The organism is Chryseobacterium sp. CY350, assembly GCF_027945075.1.
In the GTDB taxonomy this organism is placed as follows: domain Bacteria; phylum Bacteroidota; class Bacteroidia; order Flavobacteriales; family Weeksellaceae; genus Chryseobacterium.
This window is the reverse complement of sequence record NZ_CP116034.1, coordinates 3,315,780-3,338,794: the sequence shown is the minus strand read 5'-3', so window position 1 is coordinate 3,338,794 and position 23,015 is coordinate 3,315,780. Positions and strand designations below refer to the sequence as shown.

General features: G+C 34.9%; 20 protein-coding genes. 14 read left to right on the top strand and 6 right to left on the bottom strand.

What is annotated here, in order from left to right:
- Positions 1-9: 9 nt before the first annotated feature.
- The 12 genes from PGH12_RS15595 to PGH12_RS15540 all read left to right on the top strand — a co-directional run bounded on the left by PGH12_RS15595 (position 10) and on the right by PGH12_RS15540 (position 13,711).
- Positions 10-846 carry a hypothetical protein gene (locus PGH12_RS15595; protein WP_267598375.1) on the top strand — a complete coding sequence of 279 codons (837 nt, stop codon included), beginning with the start codon at positions 10-12 and terminating at the stop codon, positions 844-846.
- A 24-nt stretch (positions 847-870) separates the two neighbouring features.
- Complete coding sequence (locus PGH12_RS15590; protein ID WP_267598374.1) at positions 871-1,911, top strand: ParA family protein; 1,041 nt, start codon at positions 871-873, stop codon at positions 1,909-1,911.
- A gap of 2 nt (positions 1,912-1,913) precedes the next feature.
- On the top strand, positions 1,914-2,912 hold the full coding sequence (locus PGH12_RS15585; RefSeq protein ID WP_267598373.1) for an NADH-quinone oxidoreductase subunit G: 999 nt from the start codon (positions 1,914-1,916) through the stop codon (positions 2,910-2,912).
- A 90-nt stretch (positions 2,913-3,002) separates the two neighbouring features.
- On the top strand, positions 3,003-4,064 hold the full coding sequence (nuoH, locus tag PGH12_RS15580) for an NADH-quinone oxidoreductase subunit NuoH (protein WP_229985866.1): 1,062 nt from the start codon (positions 3,003-3,005) through the stop codon (positions 4,062-4,064).
- Positions 4,065-4,140: 76 nt separating this feature from the next.
- Positions 4,141-4,698: a NuoI/complex I 23 kDa subunit family protein gene (locus tag PGH12_RS15575; RefSeq protein ID WP_267598371.1), complete on the top strand. Its 558-nt coding sequence runs from the start codon at positions 4,141-4,143 to the stop codon at positions 4,696-4,698.
- The gene (locus tag PGH12_RS15570) at positions 4,698-5,195 is read left to right on the top strand and encodes an NADH-quinone oxidoreductase subunit J family protein (protein ID WP_047447235.1); all 498 of its coding nucleotides are present in this window, start codon (positions 4,698-4,700) and stop codon (positions 5,193-5,195) included. The genes PGH12_RS15575 and PGH12_RS15570 overlap by 1 nt, the downstream gene beginning before the upstream one ends.
- Positions 5,196-5,198: 3 nt before the next feature.
- Positions 5,199-5,528 carry an NADH-quinone oxidoreductase subunit NuoK gene (gene nuoK / locus PGH12_RS15565; protein ID WP_047447237.1) on the top strand — a complete coding sequence of 110 codons (330 nt, stop codon included), beginning with the start codon at positions 5,199-5,201 and terminating at the stop codon, positions 5,526-5,528.
- Between the two features lie 3 nt (positions 5,529-5,531).
- Positions 5,532-7,445: an NADH-quinone oxidoreductase subunit L gene (gene nuoL / locus PGH12_RS15560; RefSeq protein ID WP_267598369.1), complete on the top strand. Its 1,914-nt coding sequence runs from the start codon at positions 5,532-5,534 to the stop codon at positions 7,443-7,445.
- A complete protein-coding gene (locus PGH12_RS15555) occupies positions 7,445-8,938 on the top strand; it encodes a complex I subunit 4 family protein (RefSeq protein WP_267598368.1) in 1,494 nt (497 codons plus the stop codon). Before nuoL ends, PGH12_RS15555 begins: the two co-directional genes overlap by 1 nt.
- A gap of 156 nt (positions 8,939-9,094) precedes the next feature.
- Entirely contained in the window at positions 9,095-10,480 is a 1,386-nt protein-coding gene (locus PGH12_RS15550) for an NADH-quinone oxidoreductase subunit N (protein WP_267598367.1), read from the top strand.
- A gap of 296 nt (positions 10,481-10,776) precedes the next feature.
- Positions 10,777-11,265, top strand: coding sequence for a hypothetical protein (locus PGH12_RS15545; RefSeq protein ID WP_267598366.1), 489 nt, complete (start codon positions 10,777-10,779; stop codon positions 11,263-11,265).
- A 142-nt stretch (positions 11,266-11,407) separates the two neighbouring features.
- Entirely contained in the window at positions 11,408-13,711 is a 2,304-nt protein-coding gene (locus PGH12_RS15540) for a GAF domain-containing protein (protein WP_267598364.1), read from the top strand.
- A 10-nt stretch (positions 13,712-13,721) separates the two neighbouring features.
- Here the strand turns inward: PGH12_RS15540 and PGH12_RS15535 are convergent, their stop codons facing one another.
- Positions 13,722-14,894 (bottom strand): Pycsar system effector family protein, encoded by a 1,173-nt coding sequence (locus PGH12_RS15535; RefSeq protein WP_267598363.1) that lies wholly within the window; start codon positions 14,892-14,894, stop codon positions 13,722-13,724.
- Positions 14,895-14,920: 26 nt separating this feature from the next.
- Between PGH12_RS15535 and PGH12_RS15530 the strand changes: the two genes are divergently transcribed.
- A complete protein-coding gene (locus tag PGH12_RS15530) occupies positions 14,921-18,634 on the top strand; it encodes a metallophosphoesterase (protein ID WP_267598362.1) in 3,714 nt (1,237 codons plus the stop codon).
- Positions 18,635-18,769: 135 nt separating this feature from the next.
- Here PGH12_RS15530 and PGH12_RS15525 read toward each other — a convergent pair whose 3' ends face one another.
- The 5 genes from PGH12_RS15525 to ruvX all read right to left on the bottom strand — a co-directional run bounded on the left by PGH12_RS15525 (position 18,770) and on the right by ruvX (position 22,410).
- A complete protein-coding gene (locus PGH12_RS15525; protein WP_267598361.1) occupies positions 18,770-19,642 on the bottom strand; it encodes a hypothetical protein in 873 nt (290 codons plus the stop codon).
- A gap of 7 nt (positions 19,643-19,649) precedes the next feature.
- Positions 19,650-20,423: a nucleoside triphosphate pyrophosphohydrolase gene (mazG, locus tag PGH12_RS15520; RefSeq protein WP_267598360.1), complete on the bottom strand. Its 774-nt coding sequence runs from the start codon at positions 20,421-20,423 to the stop codon at positions 19,650-19,652.
- Positions 20,424-20,786: 363 nt separating this feature from the next.
- Complete coding sequence (locus PGH12_RS15515) at positions 20,787-21,350, bottom strand: DUF5606 family protein (protein ID WP_267598359.1); 564 nt, start codon at positions 21,348-21,350, stop codon at positions 20,787-20,789.
- A gap of 74 nt (positions 21,351-21,424) precedes the next feature.
- Positions 21,425-21,997 (bottom strand): peptide deformylase, encoded by a 573-nt coding sequence (def, locus tag PGH12_RS15510; protein WP_267598358.1) that lies wholly within the window; start codon positions 21,995-21,997, stop codon positions 21,425-21,427.
- Positions 21,994-22,410, bottom strand: a complete 417-nt coding sequence (ruvX, locus tag PGH12_RS15505; protein ID WP_267598357.1) for a Holliday junction resolvase RuvX — start codon at positions 22,408-22,410, stop codon at positions 21,994-21,996. The genes def and ruvX overlap by 4 nt, the downstream gene beginning before the upstream one ends.
- Positions 22,411-22,524: 114 nt before the next feature.
- Here ruvX and PGH12_RS15500 point away from each other — a divergent pair, with 114 nt between their 5' ends.
- The gene (locus PGH12_RS15500; protein ID WP_267598356.1) at positions 22,525-23,001 is read left to right on the top strand and encodes a SixA phosphatase family protein; all 477 of its coding nucleotides are present in this window, start codon (positions 22,525-22,527) and stop codon (positions 22,999-23,001) included.
- Positions 23,002-23,015 lie beyond the last annotated feature (14 nt).

The following is a 23,015-nucleotide window of genomic DNA, read 5'->3' as shown; positions in this document are numbered from 1 at the left end:
CGACACAAATTGAAAAATATAATCGTTCTTTTACTATTAATCGGATTCAGTTCAGTTGATTTAAAAGGACAACAACAGGGGGAAAACAACAGAGTTTTCAAAAAAGGAAGCTTCTTAGTGTTTTGGGGATGGAATAATGCAAAATATTCAAAATCAGACATTCACTTTAAGGGTGATGGATATGATTTTCAATTGGATAATGTCGTGGCACATGACAGACAGACCAAATTTGACTGGGGAACTTATTTTAATCCGGGAAGCATTACGATTCCCCAGGTTAATTACAGGATCACCTATTTTCCGAAAGATAATTTAGGAATTACTTTAGGGATGGATCATATGAAATATGTGATGGATCAAAGACAAATTGTAGATTTGAAGGGATACATCAATGATCCCAAATATGCAGGAATGGTGAATGATGGAAAAGTAAACCTGGACAGTGGAGAATTTTTGACATTTGAACATACGGACGGTCTTAATTATATCAATATTGGAGCTCAGAAGTATCATGAAGTTTTAAATAAAAAACATATTGCTGTTTTTGCGAGTTACGGAGGAGGATTAGGTGCTTTATTACCGAAATCAAACGTTCAGCTGATGGGAAATGAAAGAAGTGACAGATTTCATTTGGCAGGTTTTGGATTAGACGCGAGAGCGGCGTTAAGTGTGATTTTAATTAAACATATCGTACTTCAGGCAGAAGGAAAATTAGGATACATCAATCTGCCGGATATTAAAACTACCCTGAACAATAAGCCCGATAAAGCTTCTCAGGATTTTGTATATGCACAATTCAATTTTGGAATCGGATATACTTTTAATACAGCAAAAAGATCAAAGTAATTTGATTTTAATTAATAAATAAAAATGGCAAAAATTGTAAGCATTTATAATCACAAAGGTGGTGTAGGTAAAACTACTTTCACTTATAACTTAGCAGCAAGTTTAGCTAAAAGAGGACAACGTGTATTAATGATTGATGCTGATCCTCAATGCAATCTAACTTATTTTGTAAGAGGTTTTGCTGAGGAAAATTTTGAAGCTGATCAAAATTATGATGATAAAATAGAAAGCAATGAATATTGGGACATCAACAGTATAGTAGATAAATATTTTACTGTATCTGATCAAAGCATTGAGAAAAGGTTTTATAATAAATCTGAAAATTTAGATTTATTAATGGGGCATATTGCTTTTACATCAAGAGAATCTTCACTATCTTTAGCGTTAAGCATCAACGAGGATACGTTGAGTCATATTCCACGTGCATTTGTTACCATGTTTCGAGATTATATATCAAATAACTATGATTATGTTTTTATTGATCTTTCACCAAGTGCAGGAGCATTAAATCAAGTTCTTGTAATGTCATCTAATTATATAATATCTCCTATTATTCCAGGATTATTTTGTCATGAAACAATTAAACTTTTTCCTACAATTTTAAATGATTGGACAAGTAGAGTTTCTAGATTCAGAACATCAACAAGAAGTCTAGTTAATCTACCACCAGCTCCAAAATTTTTAGGAATTGTTTCTCAAAATTTCAGACTTACATCTCGTCCTAATGGAAATGAGACTCAAAGTGCTAGAAGATTTCGTGATTGGGAAATTAAAATAAATGATGCTACATCAGAAACAATGACAAGTTTAGTAGGAATTAATAATATGGGAATTTCTCAAACAGATTTTAATAGACTTTTTCCTGATAAAGAACCATTTGTAATAGGTCAGATTGCAGATTTTAATCAATTAAAAGTTTTATCAGAAACTGAAGGAATTCCAATTGTTCAATTTAATAATTCTTTATTACAGAGACACAACTTAAATACTCCTCAATATAGAGAAAAAGTCCAACAAGTTACAGATGCTTTTGACGAAATTGCAGATGGATTAACAAGATTGTAAATATGAGCGAAGAAGTTAAAAAATTTAAAATAACGATAGACGGACAGACTGCTGAAGTTTTTCCTGGAACTTCAATTTTGGAGGCGGCAAGACAAATTGGCGGAAAATCTGTACCACCAGCAATGTGCTATTACAGCAAATTAGAAGCGAGTGGCGGAAGATGCAGAACATGTTTGGTAGAAGTTTCAAAAGGTTCGGAGGCAGATCCGCGACCGATGCCGAAATTGGTAGCAAGCTGCAGAACAAATGTGATGGACGGGATGGAAGTGAAAAACCTTTCTTCAGATAAAGCACAGGAAGGCCGTAAAGCAGTTACTGAATTTTTGCTGGTGAATCACCCGTTAGATTGCCCGGTTTGTGATCAGGCAGGAGAATGTCACCTTCAGGATTTAGGCTACGAGTACGGAAATCCGGATACAAGAACCGATTTCGAGAGAAATACGTATGATGCAGACGACTTAGGTCCGAATATTAAATTGAATATGAACCGTTGTATCTTGTGTGCAAGATGTGTTTTAGCAGCAAATCAGTTAACTGGTGAGCGTGAGCACGGAATTTTATTCAGAGGAGATCACGCGGAAATTTCAACTTATTTAAATAAAGCTTTGGATAACGATTTCATCGGAAACGTAATCGACGTTTGTCCGGTTGGAGCATTAACTGACAGAACTGCACGTTTTACAAGCAGAGTGTGGTTTACAAAACCAATGAACGGTTCTTGTAAATGTGATAAATGTTCAGGTAAAGCTACTGTTTATCTAAAAGGTGACGAAGTGGTAAGAGTAACTGCAAGAAAAGACCAATGGGGCGAAGTTGAAGAATTTATCTGCGACACTTGCCGTTTCGAGAGAAAATCATTGTCAGACTGGAACATTGAAGGCCCGAGACATATCGATAGACATTCGGTTATTTCATTAAACCATTATGAGAAGCCTAAAGACGAGTTAAGAGTTTTAGACAATCCGATGGCAAAAGAAATCAGCGAAAAAGACGAAAAATAATTTTAAAGACATCAGATTTCAGACATTAGAGAACAGATTTAATCTAGCCACTAATTTCTAAATTCTAATTTCTAATATCTAAAATAAAAAATGGATTTACTTACATTTAAATTAATACTTGTACTGGCGCTTTTCCTGTTATCATTAACGATAGCAGCCTACTCTACCTGGGCGGAAAGAAAAGTGGCAGCAATCATGCAGGACAGAATCGGACCAAACAGATCTGGGCCATTCGGTTTGCTGCAGCCTCTTGCAGATGGAGGGAAATTTTTCTTTAAAGAAGATTTTACACCTCAAAATGCAGAAAGATTTCTTTTTGTATTGGGACCTGCATTGGTGATGTTTATTTCATTGATTACCGGAGCGGTCATTCCTTGGGGTAAAACCTTGAATATTGGTGGTGAATCTTTCGATTTACAAGTAGCTAATATTGATGTAGGTGTTCTATTCATTATTGGTATGGCTTCTATCGGAGTGTACGGAATTATGATCGGAGGCTGGGCTTCCAACAACAAATATTCATTACTGGGTGCCATCCGTGCTTCTTCACAAATGATTTCTTACGAATTGGCGATGGGTCTTGCTCTACTTTCTATCATCATGATGACTGGAAGTTTAGATTTAAAAGTAATTACCGAAACGCAGACTTCAGGGAAAATCTGGGGTCTTTTTGAGATAGACGGATTAAACTGGAATATACTTTACCAACCTTTAGCATTTTTAATTTTCTTTGTATCGGCTTTGGCAGAAACCAACCGTCACCCTTTCGATTTGCCGGAGTGTGAATCTGAATTGGTTACAGGATATTCTACAGAATATTCTTCAATGAAGTTAGGATTGTATATGTTTGGTGAATATGTGAACATGTTTATTTCTAATGCATTTATCGTTGTTCTTTTCTTCGGAGGTTACAACTATCCTGGTATTGAGTGGGTTACTCAGAACTGGGGAGAAAATGCAGCGGGAATTTTAAGTATCGTAGCATTTTTAACAAAAACAATTGTCGGAATTTTGATCTTTATGTGGATCAGATGGACGCTGCCAAGATTCAGATATGACCAGTTGATGCACTTAGGATGGAAAACATTAATTCCATTGGCATTGGTTAACCTGATGATTACAGGAGCTGTAATTTTAGCTTTTGGAAATTAATTAATTTAATATAAATTAAGATAAAAGACAAGATTAGTCTAAAATCTAATGTCTAACATCTAATATCTATAAATAAATGAAACTTACAAACAGATCAAAAGTTGTTTCAAATAAAGAAATGACCTTTTCTGAGAAAATCTACCTTCCGGCGATTTTCAAGGGAATGGGGATTACTTTTAAGCATGCTGTGAGAACCGTTGTAAAACGTGCTCCTAATGTTTATTCTTATCCTGAGGTACAAAAGCCGAGAACCGAAATTTGGAGAGGTCAGCATGTTCTGAAAAGAGATGAAGAAGGCAGAGAAAGATGTACAGCTTGTGGATTGTGCGCAGTGGCATGTCCTGCTGAAGCAATCACGATGACCGCTGCTGAAAGAACAAGAGAAGAAAAAGATCTTTACAGAGAAGAAAAATATGCATCAGTATATGAAATCAATATGTTGAGATGTATTTTCTGCGGAATGTGTGAAGAGGCTTGTCCGAAATCTGCAATTTATTTGACAGACCGTTTGGTAGATGTAGAAACCAACAGAGGTTCTTTCATTTATGGAAAAGATAAATTGGTTGAAAAAATTAATGAAAGGATTGACATCACAGAAAGACAGTCCGAGAAACAAAAAAATGCGGTAAAATAATGGATCAGTTTTTATTTTTCTTGGTGGCATTTTTAGCAGTGTCAAGTGCGGTTTACTTCGTATTTGCGAGAAATCCTCTCTACGCTATTCTGTCATTAATTGTTACAATGTTTTCAATCGCCGGCATGTACATTCTTCTGAATGCTCAGTTTTTGGCCATCATACAGATCATCGTTTACGCAGGTGCGATCATGGTTTTATTCCTTTATATCCTGATGATGCTTAACCTTAATAAAGAAGACGAAAGTAAGAAGAACAATACTTTAAAGTTTGTTGGAGTTTTTACAGCAGGTCTTTTATTAATTGGGGTTTTAGGTGTTTTCAGAGGAGTTCAGGAGCAGCATGTGGTCGTAGAAAACGTAGACAAAGGCGTTGGTCTTACAAAGAATCTGGGAAGACTTTTATTCAACGAATATGTTTTGCCGTTTGAGCTTGCTTCCATCCTGATTTTAGCAGGTATTGTAGGTGCGGTATTAATCGGTAAAAAAGATTTATAAATTATGGGAGAAGTAAATACTTTTATGCAAAGCGTCCCTTTGGAATATTTCATTATCCTTTCGTCAGTATTGTTCTGTCTTGGGGTTTTGGGAGTATTGCTGAGAAAAAACGCGATTGTAATTTTGGGTTGTGTGGAGCTTATGCTTAATTCTGTAAACCTTTTGTTGGCTGCATTTTCAGCATACAACGGGAACAGTGACGGACAACTTTTAGTTTTCTTCATTATGGTGGTTGCTGCTGCAGAAGTTGCTGTAGGTTTAGCAATTATTGCGATGCTCTACAGAAATACACGTTCTGTGGATGTAAGTATATTTAATAAATTAAGAGGATAAAGAATGGAGAATTTAGTCTATGCAATAATACTTTTACCACTTTTAGGTTTTCTTATTAACGGTTTATTCGGAAAAAATATTCCAAAAATAGTTGTTGGAAGCTTGGCTACCATTGCTGTTTTCGGATCGTTCTGTATTGCGGTAAGCTTATTTCTGAATTTCGATTCTGAAAGCCAGCCCGTAATCGTAAAGGCTTTTGAATGGTTCAGAGTCAACGGAATTCAGATTAATTTCGGTTTCCAGATTGACCAGCTGTCATTAATGATGGTGATGATCATCACAGGAATCGGATCTTTGATTCACCTCTACTCTATCGGATATATGAGTCATGATAAAGGTTTCTATAAGTTTTTTACTTATCTAAATTTATTTATTTTCTCAATGTTACTTTTGGTAATGGGAAGCAACTACTTAATCTTATTCATTGGATGGGAAGGTGTAGGTTTGTGTTCTTATTTATTGATTGGTTTTTGGTACACCAACGAAGAATATGGAAAAGCAGCAAGAAAAGCTTTCATCATGAACAGAATTGGTGACCTTGCTTTGTTGATCGGAATCTTTATGATTGCTTCTCAGACAAATGCAGTCGATTATTTAACGGTCGCTCAAAACGCAGGGAAATTTGAATTAGACGGAACGATCATCATATTTATCACAGCGAGTTTATTTATCGGTGCTACCGGAAAATCTGCTCAGGTTCCTTTATATACATGGTTACCTGATGCGATGGCTGGTCCGACTCCGGTTTCAGCATTGATTCACGCGGCGACGATGGTAACGGCAGGTATTTATCTAGTGGTAAGATCTAATTTCTTATTTACTTTAGCGCCAACCGTACAGGACGGAATTTTATTAATCGGATTTTTAACTGCGGCATTGGCAGGCTTCTACGCACTTCGTCAGAACGACATCAAAAAAGTATTGGCATATTCTACAGTTTCACAACTTGGCTTTATGTTTATCGCTTTAGGTTTGGGAGCTTATACAACAGCCATGTTCCACGTAATGACACACGCTTTCTTTAAAGCTTTGTTATTCTTGGGTGCAGGTTCTGTAATCCACGCAATGAGCAATGAACAGGACATGCGTTTCATGGGAGGTTTGAAAAAATATATTCCAATCACTCACGCAACTTTCCTAATTGGGACTTTAGCTATTTCAGGATTCCCTTTATTATCAGGGATGATTTCAAAAGACGAAATTTTGGTAGCGGCTTATGCTAAAAACCCTATTTACTGGGTAATGCTCTTCATTTTAGCAGCTGTTACTGCAACTTATATGTTCAGACTGTATTACCTGACTTTCCACGGAGATTTCAGAGGTACCGATGATCAAAAACATCATTTACACGAAAGTCCTACAAGTATGACTTTACCGTTAATTGTTTTGGCAGTTCTTTCAGTGCTTGGAGGTTTTATAAACCTTCCACACTTCATTGGTCACGGTCATTATGCTAAATTAATGGAATGGCTGAAACCTGTTTTGACAGAAGAAAGCTTTAAGCAAATGGAAACTACACTTACAGGAGTAGCAGAAAGCACTGAATTTATTCTTTTAGGAGCAACTGTTGCCATGTTTTTTGCAGTTTGGTTTGTCGTGAAAAACACTTATGTAAATAAGAAAAAAAGAGCTATCGCTGAAGACGATTATACAGGATGGGAAAAACTATCTGCTAAGAAATTGTATGTTGACGAACTTTACAATGCATTGATTGTGAAAACTGTTGAAGGACTAGGACGTGGCGGAAAAATGTTTGACAAAGGCGTTCTGGATCGTTTTGTTGATTACATCGGGGAAGGCGCTGAGGACAGCGGGAGATCGATGAAGCGTATACAGAACGGAAATGTAGAAAACTACATTCTGATCATGTCTTTAGCTGTGGGAATTATATTAATTGTTAACTTTATATTACAATAATGTCTTATTTACTATTAACATTATTACTTTTACCTCTAGTAGGTTCGGGATTGGTCTTTGCATGGAGGAATACTTCCAGCAAATACCTGGCATTAGGAATTGCTTTGATTCAAATGCTGCTTACATTTTACGTTGTTTCGGATTTTGATTTTAATCCAACCGTAGACAGCGTATTGCAGTACGAGATCAACTATCCTTGGTCACAATTTATAAAAAGTAACCTTCATTTCGGAATTGACGGAATGAGCTTGCTTCTTTTATTGCTGACCAATATTTTGATGCCGATCATTATTTTATCATCTTTTAATGAAAATGTAAGCTATAAAAATTCTTTCTACGGTCTGATTTTGCTGATGCAATTCGGACTGGTTGGTGTTTTCACCGCTTTAGATGGATTATTATTCTACATTTTCTGGGAAGTTACTTTGATTCCGATCTGGTTTATCGCCGCACTTTGGGGGCAGGAAAACAAAAGACTGGAGTTCACTACAAAATTCTTCGTGTATACTTTCGTAGGATCTTTGTTTATGCTGGCAGGTTTAATCTACGTTTACAATCATTCAGCATCATTTGCTTTAACAGATTTGTATAACGCAAACCTCGGTGAAACTCAACAGATCGTTGTTTTCTGGTTTATTTTCTTTGCATTTGCAGTAAAACTTCCGGTTTTCCCATTCCACACTTGGCAGCCGGATACTTATACCTACTCTCCTACTCAAGGATCTATGTTGTTATCTGGGATCATGCTTAAAATGGCAATCTACGGTGTACTTCGTTATCTGATTCCGATCACACCAACTGCAATCTTCGGAATTTCCGGACAGATTGTAATCATCTTAGCGATTGTAGGAATTGTTCACGGAGCATTGATCGCTATCATCCAGACCGATATGAAAAGAATCATTGCGTATTCTTCTTTCTCTCACGTTGGATTGATGGTGGCGGGTATTTTCTCTTCTGCAGTTCTTACATTGAGAGGAACATTTACTATTGAAGGAGCTGAAGGAGCTTTGGTACAGACATTTGCTCACGGTATTAACGTCGCAGGTTTATTTTTCTGTGCAGATATTTTATACAAAAGATTTAAATCAAGAGACATCCGACAGATGGGAGGTTTGGCGAAAGTTGCTCCTAAGTTTGCCGTTTTGTTTTTGATTATCATATTAGGTTCAATGGGAGTTCCATTGACCAATGGTTTCATCGGAGAATTCATTTTGATTAAATCGATTTTCGACTTTAATGTACTGGCTTCAGTAATTGCCGGTCTTACCGTTATTCTTTGTGCAGTTTATTTATTGAGATTCTACGGAAAAGCAATGTTCGGACAAGGTGACGAAGCAGTTTTAAGTACAGCAAAAGATTTGTCAGCAGTAGAATTTTCGGTATTGGCAAGTATTGCAGTATTTGTAATTGTCTTAGGAGTTTTTCCTCAGCCGGTCATTGATATGGTAAGTAGTTCACTGAAGTTTATTTTTACTTCAATGATTAACTAAATTTAAATAGTAAAAGATTAAGAATTATTCAGAGAGCGTACAGATTAAAGAGAAAAGAAAATAGATAAAGATTTTAAAGACTGAATTTGACAACTTTAAACTTAAACTAACAACTTGATTTTTAAACCTTTCGATCTCCAATCTCAAATATAAATTATGAGTGTTTTAATTATTGTTTTCCTAACTGCAGTTGCTGCGTTATTTTCGGGAGTTTTTGAGCAAGGAAAATTCGCAAGATACATTGGGATTTTTGGATTAATCATTGCATTGTACGTGAGTTTCTTACCGGAAGCTTCATTTTTTGCGCAATACAGACACATGTATGACTACACCGCAAACACTGCGTTGTTTACTAAAATATCTTTGGTAACGACATTACTGTTGTTCTTCCTTGGAGGTTTTGCATTCAGCAATCATAGAAGCCATCAGTCAGAATTGTATGCCTTGATGCTTTTTGCTCTTTGTGGTGGAATTATCCTTTTCGGTTTCCAAAACTTAGTAACTTTATTCTTAGGCATTGAAATTCTTTCTATTCCGTTGTATGTAATGGCTGGAGCGAACAAAACAGATTTAAGATCAAACGAAGCTTCGATTAAATATTTCCTGATGGGTGCATTTGCAACAGGTTTCTTGTTGTTTGGTATCGCATTTATCTACGGAAGTACAGGAACTTTCGATTTATATAGAATTCAGGAATTCACGATTACGAATCCTAAAAACATCATGTTGATTTTAGGAGTGATCCTAATGCTTTGTGCGATGTCGTTTAAAGTAGCTTTAGCACCGTTCCACATGTGGAGTCCGGATGTTTATGCTGGTTCACCTTCATTAATCACTGCTTTCATGGCAAGTGTTGTGAAAATCTCAGGTTTCTTCGCTTTATTCAGATTAATGACCATCGGATTCTCTGGCGTAACTGCTGAATGGATTAATATTCTTGGTGTGTTCCTAATCATCACTTTGGTTCTTGCCAATGTAATGGGACTTGCACAAACGAATGCAAAAAGAATGTTGGCGTACTCGTCAGTATCTCATGCAGGATATATCGGGTTGGTTTTCTTCGGAATGAATGCACTTTCGACGTACACATTAGCTTTCTACTTATTCGCATATTCACTATCCACAGTTGGAGTTTTTATGTGTTTAATTTGGGTAGAAAAAATCAAGCGAGAAACTTCTTTCGGAGCTTTCAAAGGATTGGCAAAAACAGAACCTCTATTGGCTGTTGTAGCAACTATCTCTTTACTATCAATGGCAGGAATTCCTTTGACTGCAGGGTTTATGGGTAAATTCTCATTGTTTGCTCAGGCGTTGACGAAAGATGACAATACTTTCTTAGTGATCGTAGCGGTTTTAGGTTCGGCAATTTCTATTGCTTATTATTTAAGACTGATTATTGCAATGTTCTTCTTTAAAGAAACCACTTTCAAAACTTCAGAGAAAGTAACCATAACTTACAATATCGTAGCAGTACTTATTATCGCTTCATTGGTAGTTTTGGGAGTTTACCCTGATTTGTTTGCAAAACAGTTTGGATTATAAAAAACTATCTTCATATATATAAAAGCGCATCTTTGAGGTTGCGCTTTTTTTTTGACAAATATCAAAATATTGTCCTTCATTCTGATGATGATCAAATGAGTTAGAATAAACATTTCCAATTCACAACAATCTACAGAAACAAACAATAATTTAAAATTTTCTTACATCAACGGTATTTTTCAAAGTTTAATTACGACCGTATTTTTTTATCTTTACAAAGTATTTACAGGTTTGCAAACGTCTCTGTAAATGATAATATTAGTAAAGATATATCGAACAATATCTAAAAATTCTCTATGAAAAAAATAATTGCACTCACAGGAATAATAGCTTTCGGAGGATTTCTGACAGCAAACGCACAATGCAAAACGGTAAGCTCGATTACAGAAAATTTCGATGCATGGAAAGAAATTAATAAATGCTGGACTGCTCACCAAGGAAAAGCGATGCTGTATGCAAGTGACAAGAAAATTGTATTTTACTCAGTGACGAATCCACAAGAGAACATGTATATAACCACCCCAAAAATTAAAGCAGGTAAGTATATATTAACTTTTGATATTTCAGATAATGGCGGAGAAACCACACTAGATATTTTCTCAACTCATAACATCAGCGATGTAAAATCTTTTGTTTCTATAACTAAACCTTCAAAAATAACATCAGGAAAAAAAACTTATGACATTAACTTAAAGAAGGATTCAAATCTTGGTCTGAAAGTTTTATTAAATGGAATTCATCAGGCTGTTTACGTTGATAACTTTTCTCTAAAGCCAAAAAAGTAATTCACTATAATTGCATAAGGAGTGCGATTAGCTGAGCACTAAATTAGAATTGATTGATTTAATATATCACTACTTTAATTTGCTTTTGCAACCTCTTTAAAAAATCCTTTTTTCATACCTTTACCTTTACAATTTTTTCATTTTGTCAAATCTTTACAAGAAAGAAAGTCCGTTTCAGGTTTTTATATCGTTCAAAAAATATTTGGATGTTTTAGAACATATTCGATATAACGATCGGCTGGAATATCGAGCAACTTACGCACAATCCCTGATCGAAAAAACAAGAAATTTTAAAGAATTACGAGACGGTTTTCAGGATTTGTCTCTATTTGAAAAACATCGCGACCTAATCAGACTTTTGCTTGCAGATCTCTTTCCCACAGGATTGACTCGGAATGAGATTAAGGCCGCAGGAATTCCTCTTACCAATATTACATTCAATTACACCGAAAGATTTCAGAATATTTTAAATGATGCCGGAAAAGATTTTGAAATAGAATTCAGAGACATCAGCGATGACGAATATTATGTTTTCTGCTGCTGCCTTATTTTGCAGACCTATCTGAAAAAAGACATCAAAGTTACGATCCCTTTCTATTACGACATTCCTAACAAAGACGGAATTATTAAACATTATAAAATCACTGTCAACTCAGATTTCAGTGATGTGTATCCGGCTGAAGGCACAGTAATTCCTGATGAAGAAATTTTAGATATTCTTTTAGAAAATTTAGACGATATACATCTCTGGAAAAAACATTTCCCTCTTGAATCCTGGATCTTAAATGGTTTCAGCATCATTTCTTTAGTAGACTGCACTTCGGAAGTTGCCCTTTCTGATCTGAAATCTACGCTCATCAGAATCGATCCTCAAAATCCGGCTCCTGATGAAAATCTGCAGGAAATTTTCAAATCGTACTTCGACGTCGCGGAGCTTAATTTTGGTTTAATGCTCTTTAATACGAAAAATAAAAGACTCGAAAAACTTCCGATTTACGAAAATGTTTTCACCAATTATCTTTTAGATTTTTGGCTAAATACTTTTGATGAAGAAATTCGCAAAACAGCTTTTGAAAATATAACTTACAACTCAAAACCAATTGTAGTTTCTAATGTCGACAAACTTGATGATGAAATAAAAAAACTGCCGTCATTTAGCATTCTGAAAGACAATCAGATCAATAGTTTCATGGTGATTCCTATTATGAAAGATGGTGAACTGCTCGCGATCATGGAGTTTACTTCGCCTATTCATAACAGTCTCAACGGATTAAAACTGAAAAAGCTTGAGTTTGTAGCCGAGATGATTATTTTCTCCCTCAGCAGGTTTTCTTACGAAAGAAATAATCAGATTGAGGCCATTATCCAACGGGAATATACAACCATTCATGACAGCGTAATCTGGAAATTCAGAAACGAAGCCGAACGCTATTTTAATGCTTTTCTCTCAAAAAAAATATATACTTTAAAAGAGATTTCGTTTAAAAATCTGACACCTTTATTCAGTTTCTCAGATATTCGTGCGTCTTCAGAAAAGCGCTACAATCTGATGCTTGAAGATCTTAATCAGCAGATCGACGGAATTTGTGAAGTTATGATTCTTTTAAATTCATCAGAAACAGAAAAATATTCTCTGGCTTTGGATATTTTTGAAAACGAACTCAACAACGAGATCAAAGCAGATACCGAACAGAGATTTCAGCGATTTTTACGAGAAGAAATTCATCCATTTCTCCAAGGTCAGTTAGAAATAAAAACTGATGAAAATATCAAAGCTAAAATCAAAAACTATTTCAGTCAGGTTTTTACACAAAATGATCTTTTTTATGCCAACCGAAAAAATTTAGATGATTCTATAACTCTTCTTAACCGTAAGCTGGCAGATATTTTAGATCAAAAACAGGCTGTTGCTCAGGAAATATTTCCGCATTATTTTGAAAGATTTAAATCTGATGGCGTAGAGCACAATCTCTACATTGGTCATAATATTGCTCCGGAAATGCCATATTCATCAAAGTTTGTTCACGAACTGAGATATTGGCAGCTTGAGACAATCTGTACAATGGAGCATGAGTTTGATTTATTCAAAAAAGATCTCCCAATCTCACTTGACATTGCATCTTTAATTTTTGTTTATAACGAAAAAATAGACATCCGCTTCCGAATGGATGAGAAGCGTTTTGATGTAGACGGCGCTTTCAATTCTAATTTTGAAATCATTAAGAAAAGATTGGAGAAAGCTCACGTGAAAGATTCCGCAGAAAGAATTACTTGTCCGGGAAAAATCACAATCGTCTATTTCGGAATGGAAAACCAACGTGAATATTTACAATATATCAACAGACTTCAAAAACTAAATGTCTTGAAAGCTGATGTTGAATTTCTAAGAGTTGAAGATCTTCAGGGAATTACAGGTTTGTTAGCTTTGAGGGTTTCTTTCGTTTAAATATTTATCTTTAAAGACTAAGAAAAGCATACGCAAAAGACAGTACAGAAATGATAATTCCTGCCATAAAAATGTTGTAGGTAATTGATAGCAATTTATATTTTCTATCTAAAACCTTCCCGAGGAAATACAAATCTTTCACCATAGAATCGTAGATATAATCTCTGTCTTTTATCAAATCATGCATGGAACTCAGATAATGATCAAATTTCATCTGCTGGAAATTTCCAAAAAATAAAAGATTCACTTTTCGATCTTCAATATCTTTATTTGTAAATGTAGTTTTAGTCACATTTGGTTTTGTCGAGAGAATGGCAAAAATAATTGTTAAAACACTCGAAATCAAAAGGAAAAAAGTAGGTATAATTAAATGGGCATTTTTCGGAGTATCTAATTTCGGAACCAAAACAGACAGACAAACCGAGATAATAATCGCATTTACAGAAAGCAAAATATTGGCTTTGCTGTCGGCAATATCACTCAATCTCGTATGATTATTTAAAGTAATCCTAAAAAGTGTGTCTACACTCCTGTCAGATTTTTGGTCTTTATCTTTTTTAGAATCAGAATTTTCCTTTTTTGGTTTTTCTTCTTTTTCAAGCTTTTTTTCCAGCTTTTTTACATTTTTCATTTTTAGAGGCTCCCAGTTTTCTTTTGCATAATCTGTAAAATATCTATGCTTGTTTTTCAGAAAATCTACATTCATGACGTTCCATTCGTCATTAGAAAAGCACATTCCACCTGTAAGTTCCCATTCTTTTCGCAGAGCTTCTGCAGAATCATGATAAAATGGACTTGCAAAATGACTGAAATCTGCATCTTTCATGATTTCCTCAAGAAAGTTTTGTGGCTGATGATATTTTTCTGTTGACAAAATCAATTTTGAAACCTCATCAATATATTCTCTCGATGCATTTTCATGAAGAAGAAATTCAGTAAGAATCTCCACTCCTTTTTTCTCATGACCTTCTGCATCGCAACCTGTGAAACCTACATCATGAAACCACAATGCAAGCAAGATCTTTTCCCGATCTGCCTCAGAAACTTCAGAGTGACTGATAATCTCTTCAGCCTTGTTGACAGCGTACGTTGTATGAATAAAATTATGATAAAAATATACAGAAGATAACTTATCTTTGAATAAGTTTTCTACATAATTTTTGGCTTTGTTTAAAACGCTCATTTCTGAATTTTTCTTAATGTAAATGTATGAATTTATCCTTTAAATTTGATCGAAAAATGTTCTTACCAATCGTGAGAACAATCCTTCTTTCCGGATTTCTGTTTTCGTGTGCAACCTATAACGTACAAAAAGGAAAAAACGTGCATGAGATACGAAATTCTGCAATAAAAACTGAAAATGATTATAAAATATTCCTCGTTGGCGATGCTGGAAATGCAGATGAACCGCAAGCGCAGAACACTTTAAATTTCATTAAAAACAAATTAGACTCAGCCGACAAAAATTCAATGCTTTTGTTTTTAGGAGACAACATTTATCCGTTGGGAATGCCTAAAGAAAGTGATAAAGGTTATCCTTTAGCTAAACAAAAACTGGAAAACCAACTGGCTATAACGAAAAATTTTAAGGGAAAAACTTTGGTCATTCCGGGAAACCACGATTGGTATCACGGTCTGGAAGGTTTGAAAGCTCAGGAAGAATTTGTAAAATCTTATTTAAACGACAAAAAAGCTTTTCTACCAAAAAATTCTTGTCCGATTGATGATATTAATTTAACCAAAGATATCAAATTGATCGTTATAGATTCTGAATGGGCTTTAATCAACTGGGACAAGTATCCCGGAATCAACAAAGGCTGCGATATTAAAACGAAAGAGGATTTTTACACAGAATTCAAAGATTTAATCACAAAAAATCAGGATAAGAGAATTATTGTTGCCTTACATCATCCTGTAATCAGTTCGGGAGTTCATGCGGGTTTTAATTCTGCAAAATCACATATCTCTTCTTTCCACGGGAAACTTCCTGTTCCGGGAGTTGCAAGTTTAATCAATGTTTTGCGAAGTTCTTCTGGCGCAAGCATGGAAGACATCAGCAATGCACATTATGCAGAATTTGCCAATAGAATTAAAAGTATTATTCAGGATAAAGAAAATGTAATTCTGGTTTCAGGTCATGACCACAATCTTCAGTATCACGAGAACAAAAATATCAAACAAATTATCAGTGGTGCAGCATCTAAAACCGATCCTGCTACGATTGTTGAGAAAACTGATTTCTCTTATGGTGGAAGCGGATTTGCTGTTTTAAATATGAGAAAAGATTTGAGTTCTGATGTTGAATATTTTTCAACTAAAAATAATACGCTTGAAAAACTGACGCAGATCTCCGTCCTTAAAAAACCTCAAGATTTTATAAATAATTATCCAGATTCGTTACCTGCAACCGTAAAGTCAACAATTTATTCTGAGAAACAGACAAAAGCCGGAAAATTCTACAGTTGGCTTTGGGGAAATCACTACAGAAAATATTACGCACTTCCGATTGAGGTTCAGACTAAAAATCTTTCAGACATGAATCCCGGATATTCTCCCGTAAGAGAAGGTGGCGGAAACCAGTCGAACAGCTTACGTCTGAAAACCAACGACGGGCAGGAATTTGTAATGCGCGGAATCAAGAAAAGTGCAGTCCGTTTTTTAAATGCACAGGCATTCAAGAAAAATAGTTTCGGGAGCGAACTCAACAACACATTTCCTGAAAGATTTTTGCTTGATTTTTACACTACCAATCATCCTTTTACGGGCTTTGCCGTCAACAATATGATCGACAAGCTGGGTATTTTTCACAGTAATCCGGAACTTTTTTATATTCCTAAACAAAAATCATTAGGAAAGTATAATCAAAATTATGGTGACGAACTGTATATGATTGAAGAACGTTTTTCTTCTGATCCCAAAACCTTGCAGTCGTTGGATAATGCTACAGACATTGTTTCAACTTCAGATGTTATGAAAAATATGCGAAAAGACGGGAAATATTCAGTAGATCAGGATCTTTACATCAGAGCAAGAATTTTTGATATGCTGATCGGCGATTGGGACAGACACGAAGATCAATGGAAATGGGCAGAATATAAAGTAGGCAATAAAATAGTTTACAAACCGATTCCCAGGGACAGAGATCAGGCATTCAGCAACTACGACGGAACGGCCTTTAAAGTCATCATGAATATCCCCGCGATCCGCCATATGAAAACATTTAAAGACGATATTAAAAGCGTGCGTTGGATGAATATGGAACCTTTTCCTATCGATTTAATTTTCTTAAAAAACGCCAATCAGGAAGACTGGATCACTCAGGCAAAATACATTCAGGAACATTTATCAGATAACGATATCGACCGTGCTTTTGATAATTTACCCAAAGAAGTTCAGGATGAAACAATTAAAGATATCCAGAGAAAACTAAAACTCAGAAAAGATAAATTAGAAGATTATGCTGCACAATATTTTGATGTTTTACAGGAAAAAATTCCATTAGCAGGCACGGTAAATAAAGATAAATTTGTCATCATTAAATCAGAAAATTCTGTTGAAGTTAAACAGTATCAGCTAGACAAAATTGAAGGTGAAAGATTGGTTTTCGAAAAAAAATACAATGATAGCAAAACCAAAGAACTCTGGATCTACGGTTTGGAAGACGATGATTTTTATGAAGTTTCCGGTGAAGGAAAATCTAAGATTAACATCAGATTAATTGGTGGTTACAATCACGACACTTACAATGTAGAAAACGGAAAGAAGGTAAAGATTTACGACTTTAAATCTTCAAAAAATACTTACAACGCCAAATCTGCCGCAAAACATATCACCGACGATTACGATGTCAATACCTACAATTGGAAGCACCCGAAATATAACTTCTTTGCAGGATATCCGATGGCGAATTTTAATCCGGATGACGGCGTGATTTTAGGAATTGTATCAAATTACACGGTCAATAATTTCATTCGCGATCCTTTTACTCAAAAACATAGTTTAAGTGCTAATTTCTATACGGCAACGGGTGGTTTTAATTTGGGATACAAAGGAATTTTCAAAAAAGCTATTGGAGGTTGGGATGCCGGAATTGACGCGACGTTTACCACTCCATTTTTTGCCAGAACATTCTTCGGTTTGGGTAATGAAAGCATCAATAATGTCGACGAAGACAGCAGAGACTACAACAGAGTGCGTATTTCTCAGATTAAATTCGCGCCATCTATTTCGAAAACAAGCTGGCTGAATTTAAAACATCAGTTCCAGCTGAATTTTGAACATTCGAAAGTACAGTATAATAATGACCGTTTTGTGGCTGTTTCTCCGGATGTGAATCCTGAAGTTTTTAACGGACAACAATTTGCAGGGGCAAACTATACATTTAGTTTTAAAAATTTAGACAATAAAGCCTTCCCTACTTTAGGTCTGGAAATGATTTTAAATGCAGGTTGGAAAACCAATCTATCAGAATTTAAACAAAACTTCGCCAATTTCAATGGAAGGTTAAACCTATTCCACAGAATTGATAAGAGAGGGAAATTTGTATTTGCCAACTCCAGCAATGCAATGATCATCAACAATAATAACTTTGAATTCTATCAGGCTGCAGCAATCGGCGGAAGCAATGGTATGCGTGCTTACAGAAATGAAAGATTTGCAGGAAAATCATATTTCGCCAACAATTCTGAGATCCGCTGGAATTTCGGAAGAATAAAAAACAATGTCGTTCCTACGAACTTAGGAATTTTAGTTGGTTATGATTTGGGAAGAGTCTGGAAAGACGGTGAGCAGTCCGATAAATGGCATCAAGGAGTCGGTGCAGGATTTTGGATGAATATCTTGGAAACGTTTTCTGCAAGAGTCGATTATTTTACAGGGGAAGATGGCGGAAGGATTTCCGGTGGTGTGGGATTGAGTTTTTAACGGTCGTTGAACGCTTTATTTAACCCTCTTAAACTAAATTTTGTAGTTTATAAAACAAAGTTTGTCATTCTGAAAGAATCTTTACAACATTTGAATGAATTGCTGAGATTCCTCCGGAATGGACAAACTAGATGTTTATTTTAAAGAAAACTGATACACATTTCCTCCAGTTTGTTTATCCTTTTCATCAGCAATCAACAAGGTTTTATCATCAACAAAAACGACCGCTTCCTTTTGCGAATTGTGATTCAATGATATTTTTTGAATTTTGGCTGAACTAAAATCATTCGCTGTAAATCCTGAAAGCAAATTAATTTTTTTATGATTCAAAAGAACAATCTGATTTTTTGAATTGATCGTTGCTGAAGTAATTGCTGCATCATTATAACCACCTTCTAATTTTAATTTACCAACCAATTTAGCTTCAAAATCTCCTTCTTTATTCGGAATCTGGAAGACTAGGAAAGTTCCGTCAAAACCTTTGCTTCTGTTTTTTGTGAAAAGATAAAAATTGCCGTCTTTCTCTACAAAAGCTTCACAATCATAGAGTAAATTTGATTTTTTTGGAGGAAACTCAGTTTGCCCTTCGTAATGAAATTTCGTCATCTGAATGACCTTTGTAGATTTCTGAGATTCACTTTTTAAATCTAACTTTAAGATGGAAAGATTCTGTCTGTCATTTTCATTATTCCCGAAATCTCCAATGTAGATATTTCCGGCTGCATCTTTTGTAATATCTTCCCAGTCGTTGTTATCTACGTTTTCCACCAAAACGTCTGTAGTCAGTTCACCTTGTCGGTTCAATCCGTAAACCACATTTTTATTTCCTGCATCTTCAATTGCCCAAATAGTTTTCTGGTCTTGCGAAAGTGCAATTCCTGAAACCTCTTTCAGTTTTTTTGGAAGAGAAAATTCTATTTTTAATGAATCATTCTCCACTTTTTCTTTTTGATTTTTTGGGTTACAGCTCATTAATAAAATAGCAGATACTGTACAAAATATATTCATTCTCATTTTAGTTTTTATTTAAAAGTTTCGCTTTTTCCCACAGAACATCCATCTCTTCCAAAGTCATATTTTCAAGTTTTGAATTATTTTCTTTGGCTAAATTTTCCATTTTCTGAAATCTCGAAATGAATTTCAGATTGGTTCTTTCCAATGCCGAATCCGGATTTAAACCTGAAATTCTGGCGTAATTGATTAATGAGAAAAATACATCTCCCAATTCAAGTTCTTTTTTATCCAAATCGGTTTCCTCATGAAATTCCTGAATCTCTTCGTCTACTTTCTTCCAGGCATCTTCAGCATCGTGAAATTCAAAACCAATTCCTTTTACTTTATCCTGAATTCTGTAAGCTTTCACCATACTTGGTAATCCTTTTGGAACTCCACCCAAAATAGATTTATTACCTTCTTTCAGTTTCAGCTTTTCCCAATTTTGTTTTACTTCTTCTTCATCCTTCACTTCGACATCACCATAAATATGAGGATGACGGAAAATCAACTTTTCGTTTAAAGAATTGATAACATCAGCAATGTCAAAACTTTCTTTTTCTGAGCCTATTTTAGCATAAAAAACCAGATGTAGAAGTACGTCTCCAAGTTCTTTTTTAATCTCCATTAAATCTTCCTGCAAAAGTGCATCAGAAAGTTCGTAAGATTCTTCCAACGTCAGATGACGAAGTGTCTGAAGCGTCTGTTTTTGATCCCACGGACATTTTTCACGAAGATCATCCATAATATCCAAAAGTCTTCCAAAAGCTTCAAGTTTTTCCTGTCTGGTATTCATAATTGAGAATTAAAAAGTGGTACAAATTTAAGTAAATCTTTATTAGTTCTTTTGTCTTGAAATCAAAGATTCGACGAAGTCAAACAAAGAACCAAAAGTTCAAGATTTGGAAACTTCCTCTAAAAATTAAAAGTAAATCCTAAAATTCCCAAAACTTGAGCGAGTTCTAAATTTGTTTTTTAGTTCAAAACCATTGTCGCGCTTCAAACAGTGGTAATTTCTTATCGGATTAACTTTTAATTTTGACTTCGTCGAATCTTCGATTTCCTAACGCTCCATTTTCCTAAGTCAAATTTTTTAGCCCAAAAACAAAAAAACCTCATCATTGCTGATAAGGTTTTGTATAAATCCAGATAAACTAAATTATCCCATTTTTCTGTGTGTACTTTTAGTAGCTGCTTTTGCTCCAGAACTTGCTTTCACTTTTGGAGTTGCAGGTTTGTCAGCTTTCGGAGCTGCTTTTTTAGGAGCTGCTTTGTCAGCAGTGATTTCACCTTCAGCACTTTCTCCTTCTACAGTTTCCGGCTCAGCTTTTACGAAGCTTTCCGGCGTAATATAGCCAGCTTTGTGAAGAATATTATACCATTGAGCCAACTTTTTAATATCAGAAAAATAAACTCTTTCTGTATCGTAGTTTGGAAGAGATGCTCCCATAAACTCTTTCAATTCTTCTTCAGTAGATTTGTGAGAAATAGTTTCTTTGTACTCGTAGTTTTTAGCAATATTTTCAAAAACTTCGAACAAAGGAACTTCTTTATCGAATGTGAACATGGCGATATTATCTAATAAGCTCACCTGGCTTGAATTACCAATGCTTACTTTCTTTTTTGTTGTAACGTCTTCAATAATAAATCCGTTTTTCAATTGCGAAACTAATTTGTAAAGACCTGGTTTACCAGAAATCGAAATTATTTTTTCTAACAGCATAATCTTATTTTTTTAAAATTTTAGCAATCTGTTTAAGACAAACCGCAGTTTATTATTATTTATTTTTTATTTAATTATTTCGGAAATCTCATTTTATAGTTGATCGATACATCACCCTGAGAGATTTTTACCAATTTACCTTTTACCAGTTTTTTCTTTAACGAGCTTAAATGATCGGTAAAAAGCGTGCCTTCAATATGGTCATACTCATGCTGAATTACGCGGGCTCTAATATCGGAAAAAGTTTCTTTATGCTTAACAAAATTTTCGTCATAATATTCTATAACGATCGTACTTTTTCTTTTCACATCTTCTCGTACATCGGGAATCGAAAGACAGCCTTCATTAAATTTCCACTCTTCGCCAGATTCTTCAAGTATCTGAGCATTAATGAATACTTTTTTAAAGTCTTTCAGATCATCAGCAATATCTTCATAATCTTCATCTTCTGCCAAAGGACTCACATCTACAATAAACAGACGGATGTCTAAACCAATCTGTGGTGCTGCAAGACCAATACCATTGGCACTATTCATCGTATCAAACATATTGTCGATGAGTTCCTGCAAACCAGGATAATCTTTATCTATATCTTTTCCTACTTTTCTCAAAACAGGATCTCCAAAGGCTCTAATCGGTAAAATCATCTTGTTCTTTGTTCTAAAAAATTCTGCAATATGATAGTTGCGCTCACTTTATCTATTAATCCTTTCTCCTGTCTCTGCTTTTTACTTTTCCCACTTTGGGAGATAAAAAACGATGCCATTTTTGAAGTAAATCTTTCATCTAAACGATGAACGATAATATCGGGAAATTCTATTTTAAAATTGTCAATAAATTTCAAAATATCAGTTTCTACTTCAGAAAGATTTCCCTTCAAATCTGTCGGAAGACCTACAACAATGTCCTCAACTTTGTTTTCATTGAAATATTTCTTCAGAAATTCCATTAAAAACTTGGTTTCAACAGTCTGCAGTGCACTTGCAATAATCCTCATATCATCGGTTACTGCAAGGCCACAGCGAGCCTTTCCGTAGTCTATCGCAAGGATTTGTCCCATAAGTCTGCAAATTTAAGAAATTTTAATGATTTTATCCATAACGCAGTTTTTTTTCTAAAATGATGTATCAACACAACTTTTTTTTTTATAATTTTATTTATCTAAACTTAAACTATGAAGAATCTTATCTTAGTAAGACATGCAAAAAGCGACTGGCCGGAAGAAATGGAAGATTTTGATAGACCACTGGCAGACAAAGGGTTACAAGATGCCTTGAAAATGTCGAAATTTCTGAAAAGTCAAAATGTTTTGATTGACCAATTTGTGTCTAGCCCTGCGGTAAGAGCTCTCAGTACGTGCAAAATTTTTAACCAAACCTATCGTCTGGATCTTTCTACTAATGATAAGTTGTATAATCCTTCGGAAAATAATTTCAATTCTGTTATTTACGATTTGGATGACAACATCAACTCTGTAGCCTTGTTTTCTCACAACAACGGAATTTCAAATTTTGCAAATTATATCACAGACACCATCTTTCATTTCTCAACGTGCGGTGTCGCAGGCTTTGAAATCGATTGCAATTCGTGGTCTGAATTTGATGGTTCGAAGAAAAAGTTTTTGTTTTATTATGAACCAAATAAGATTTAGTAAACAAATATGAG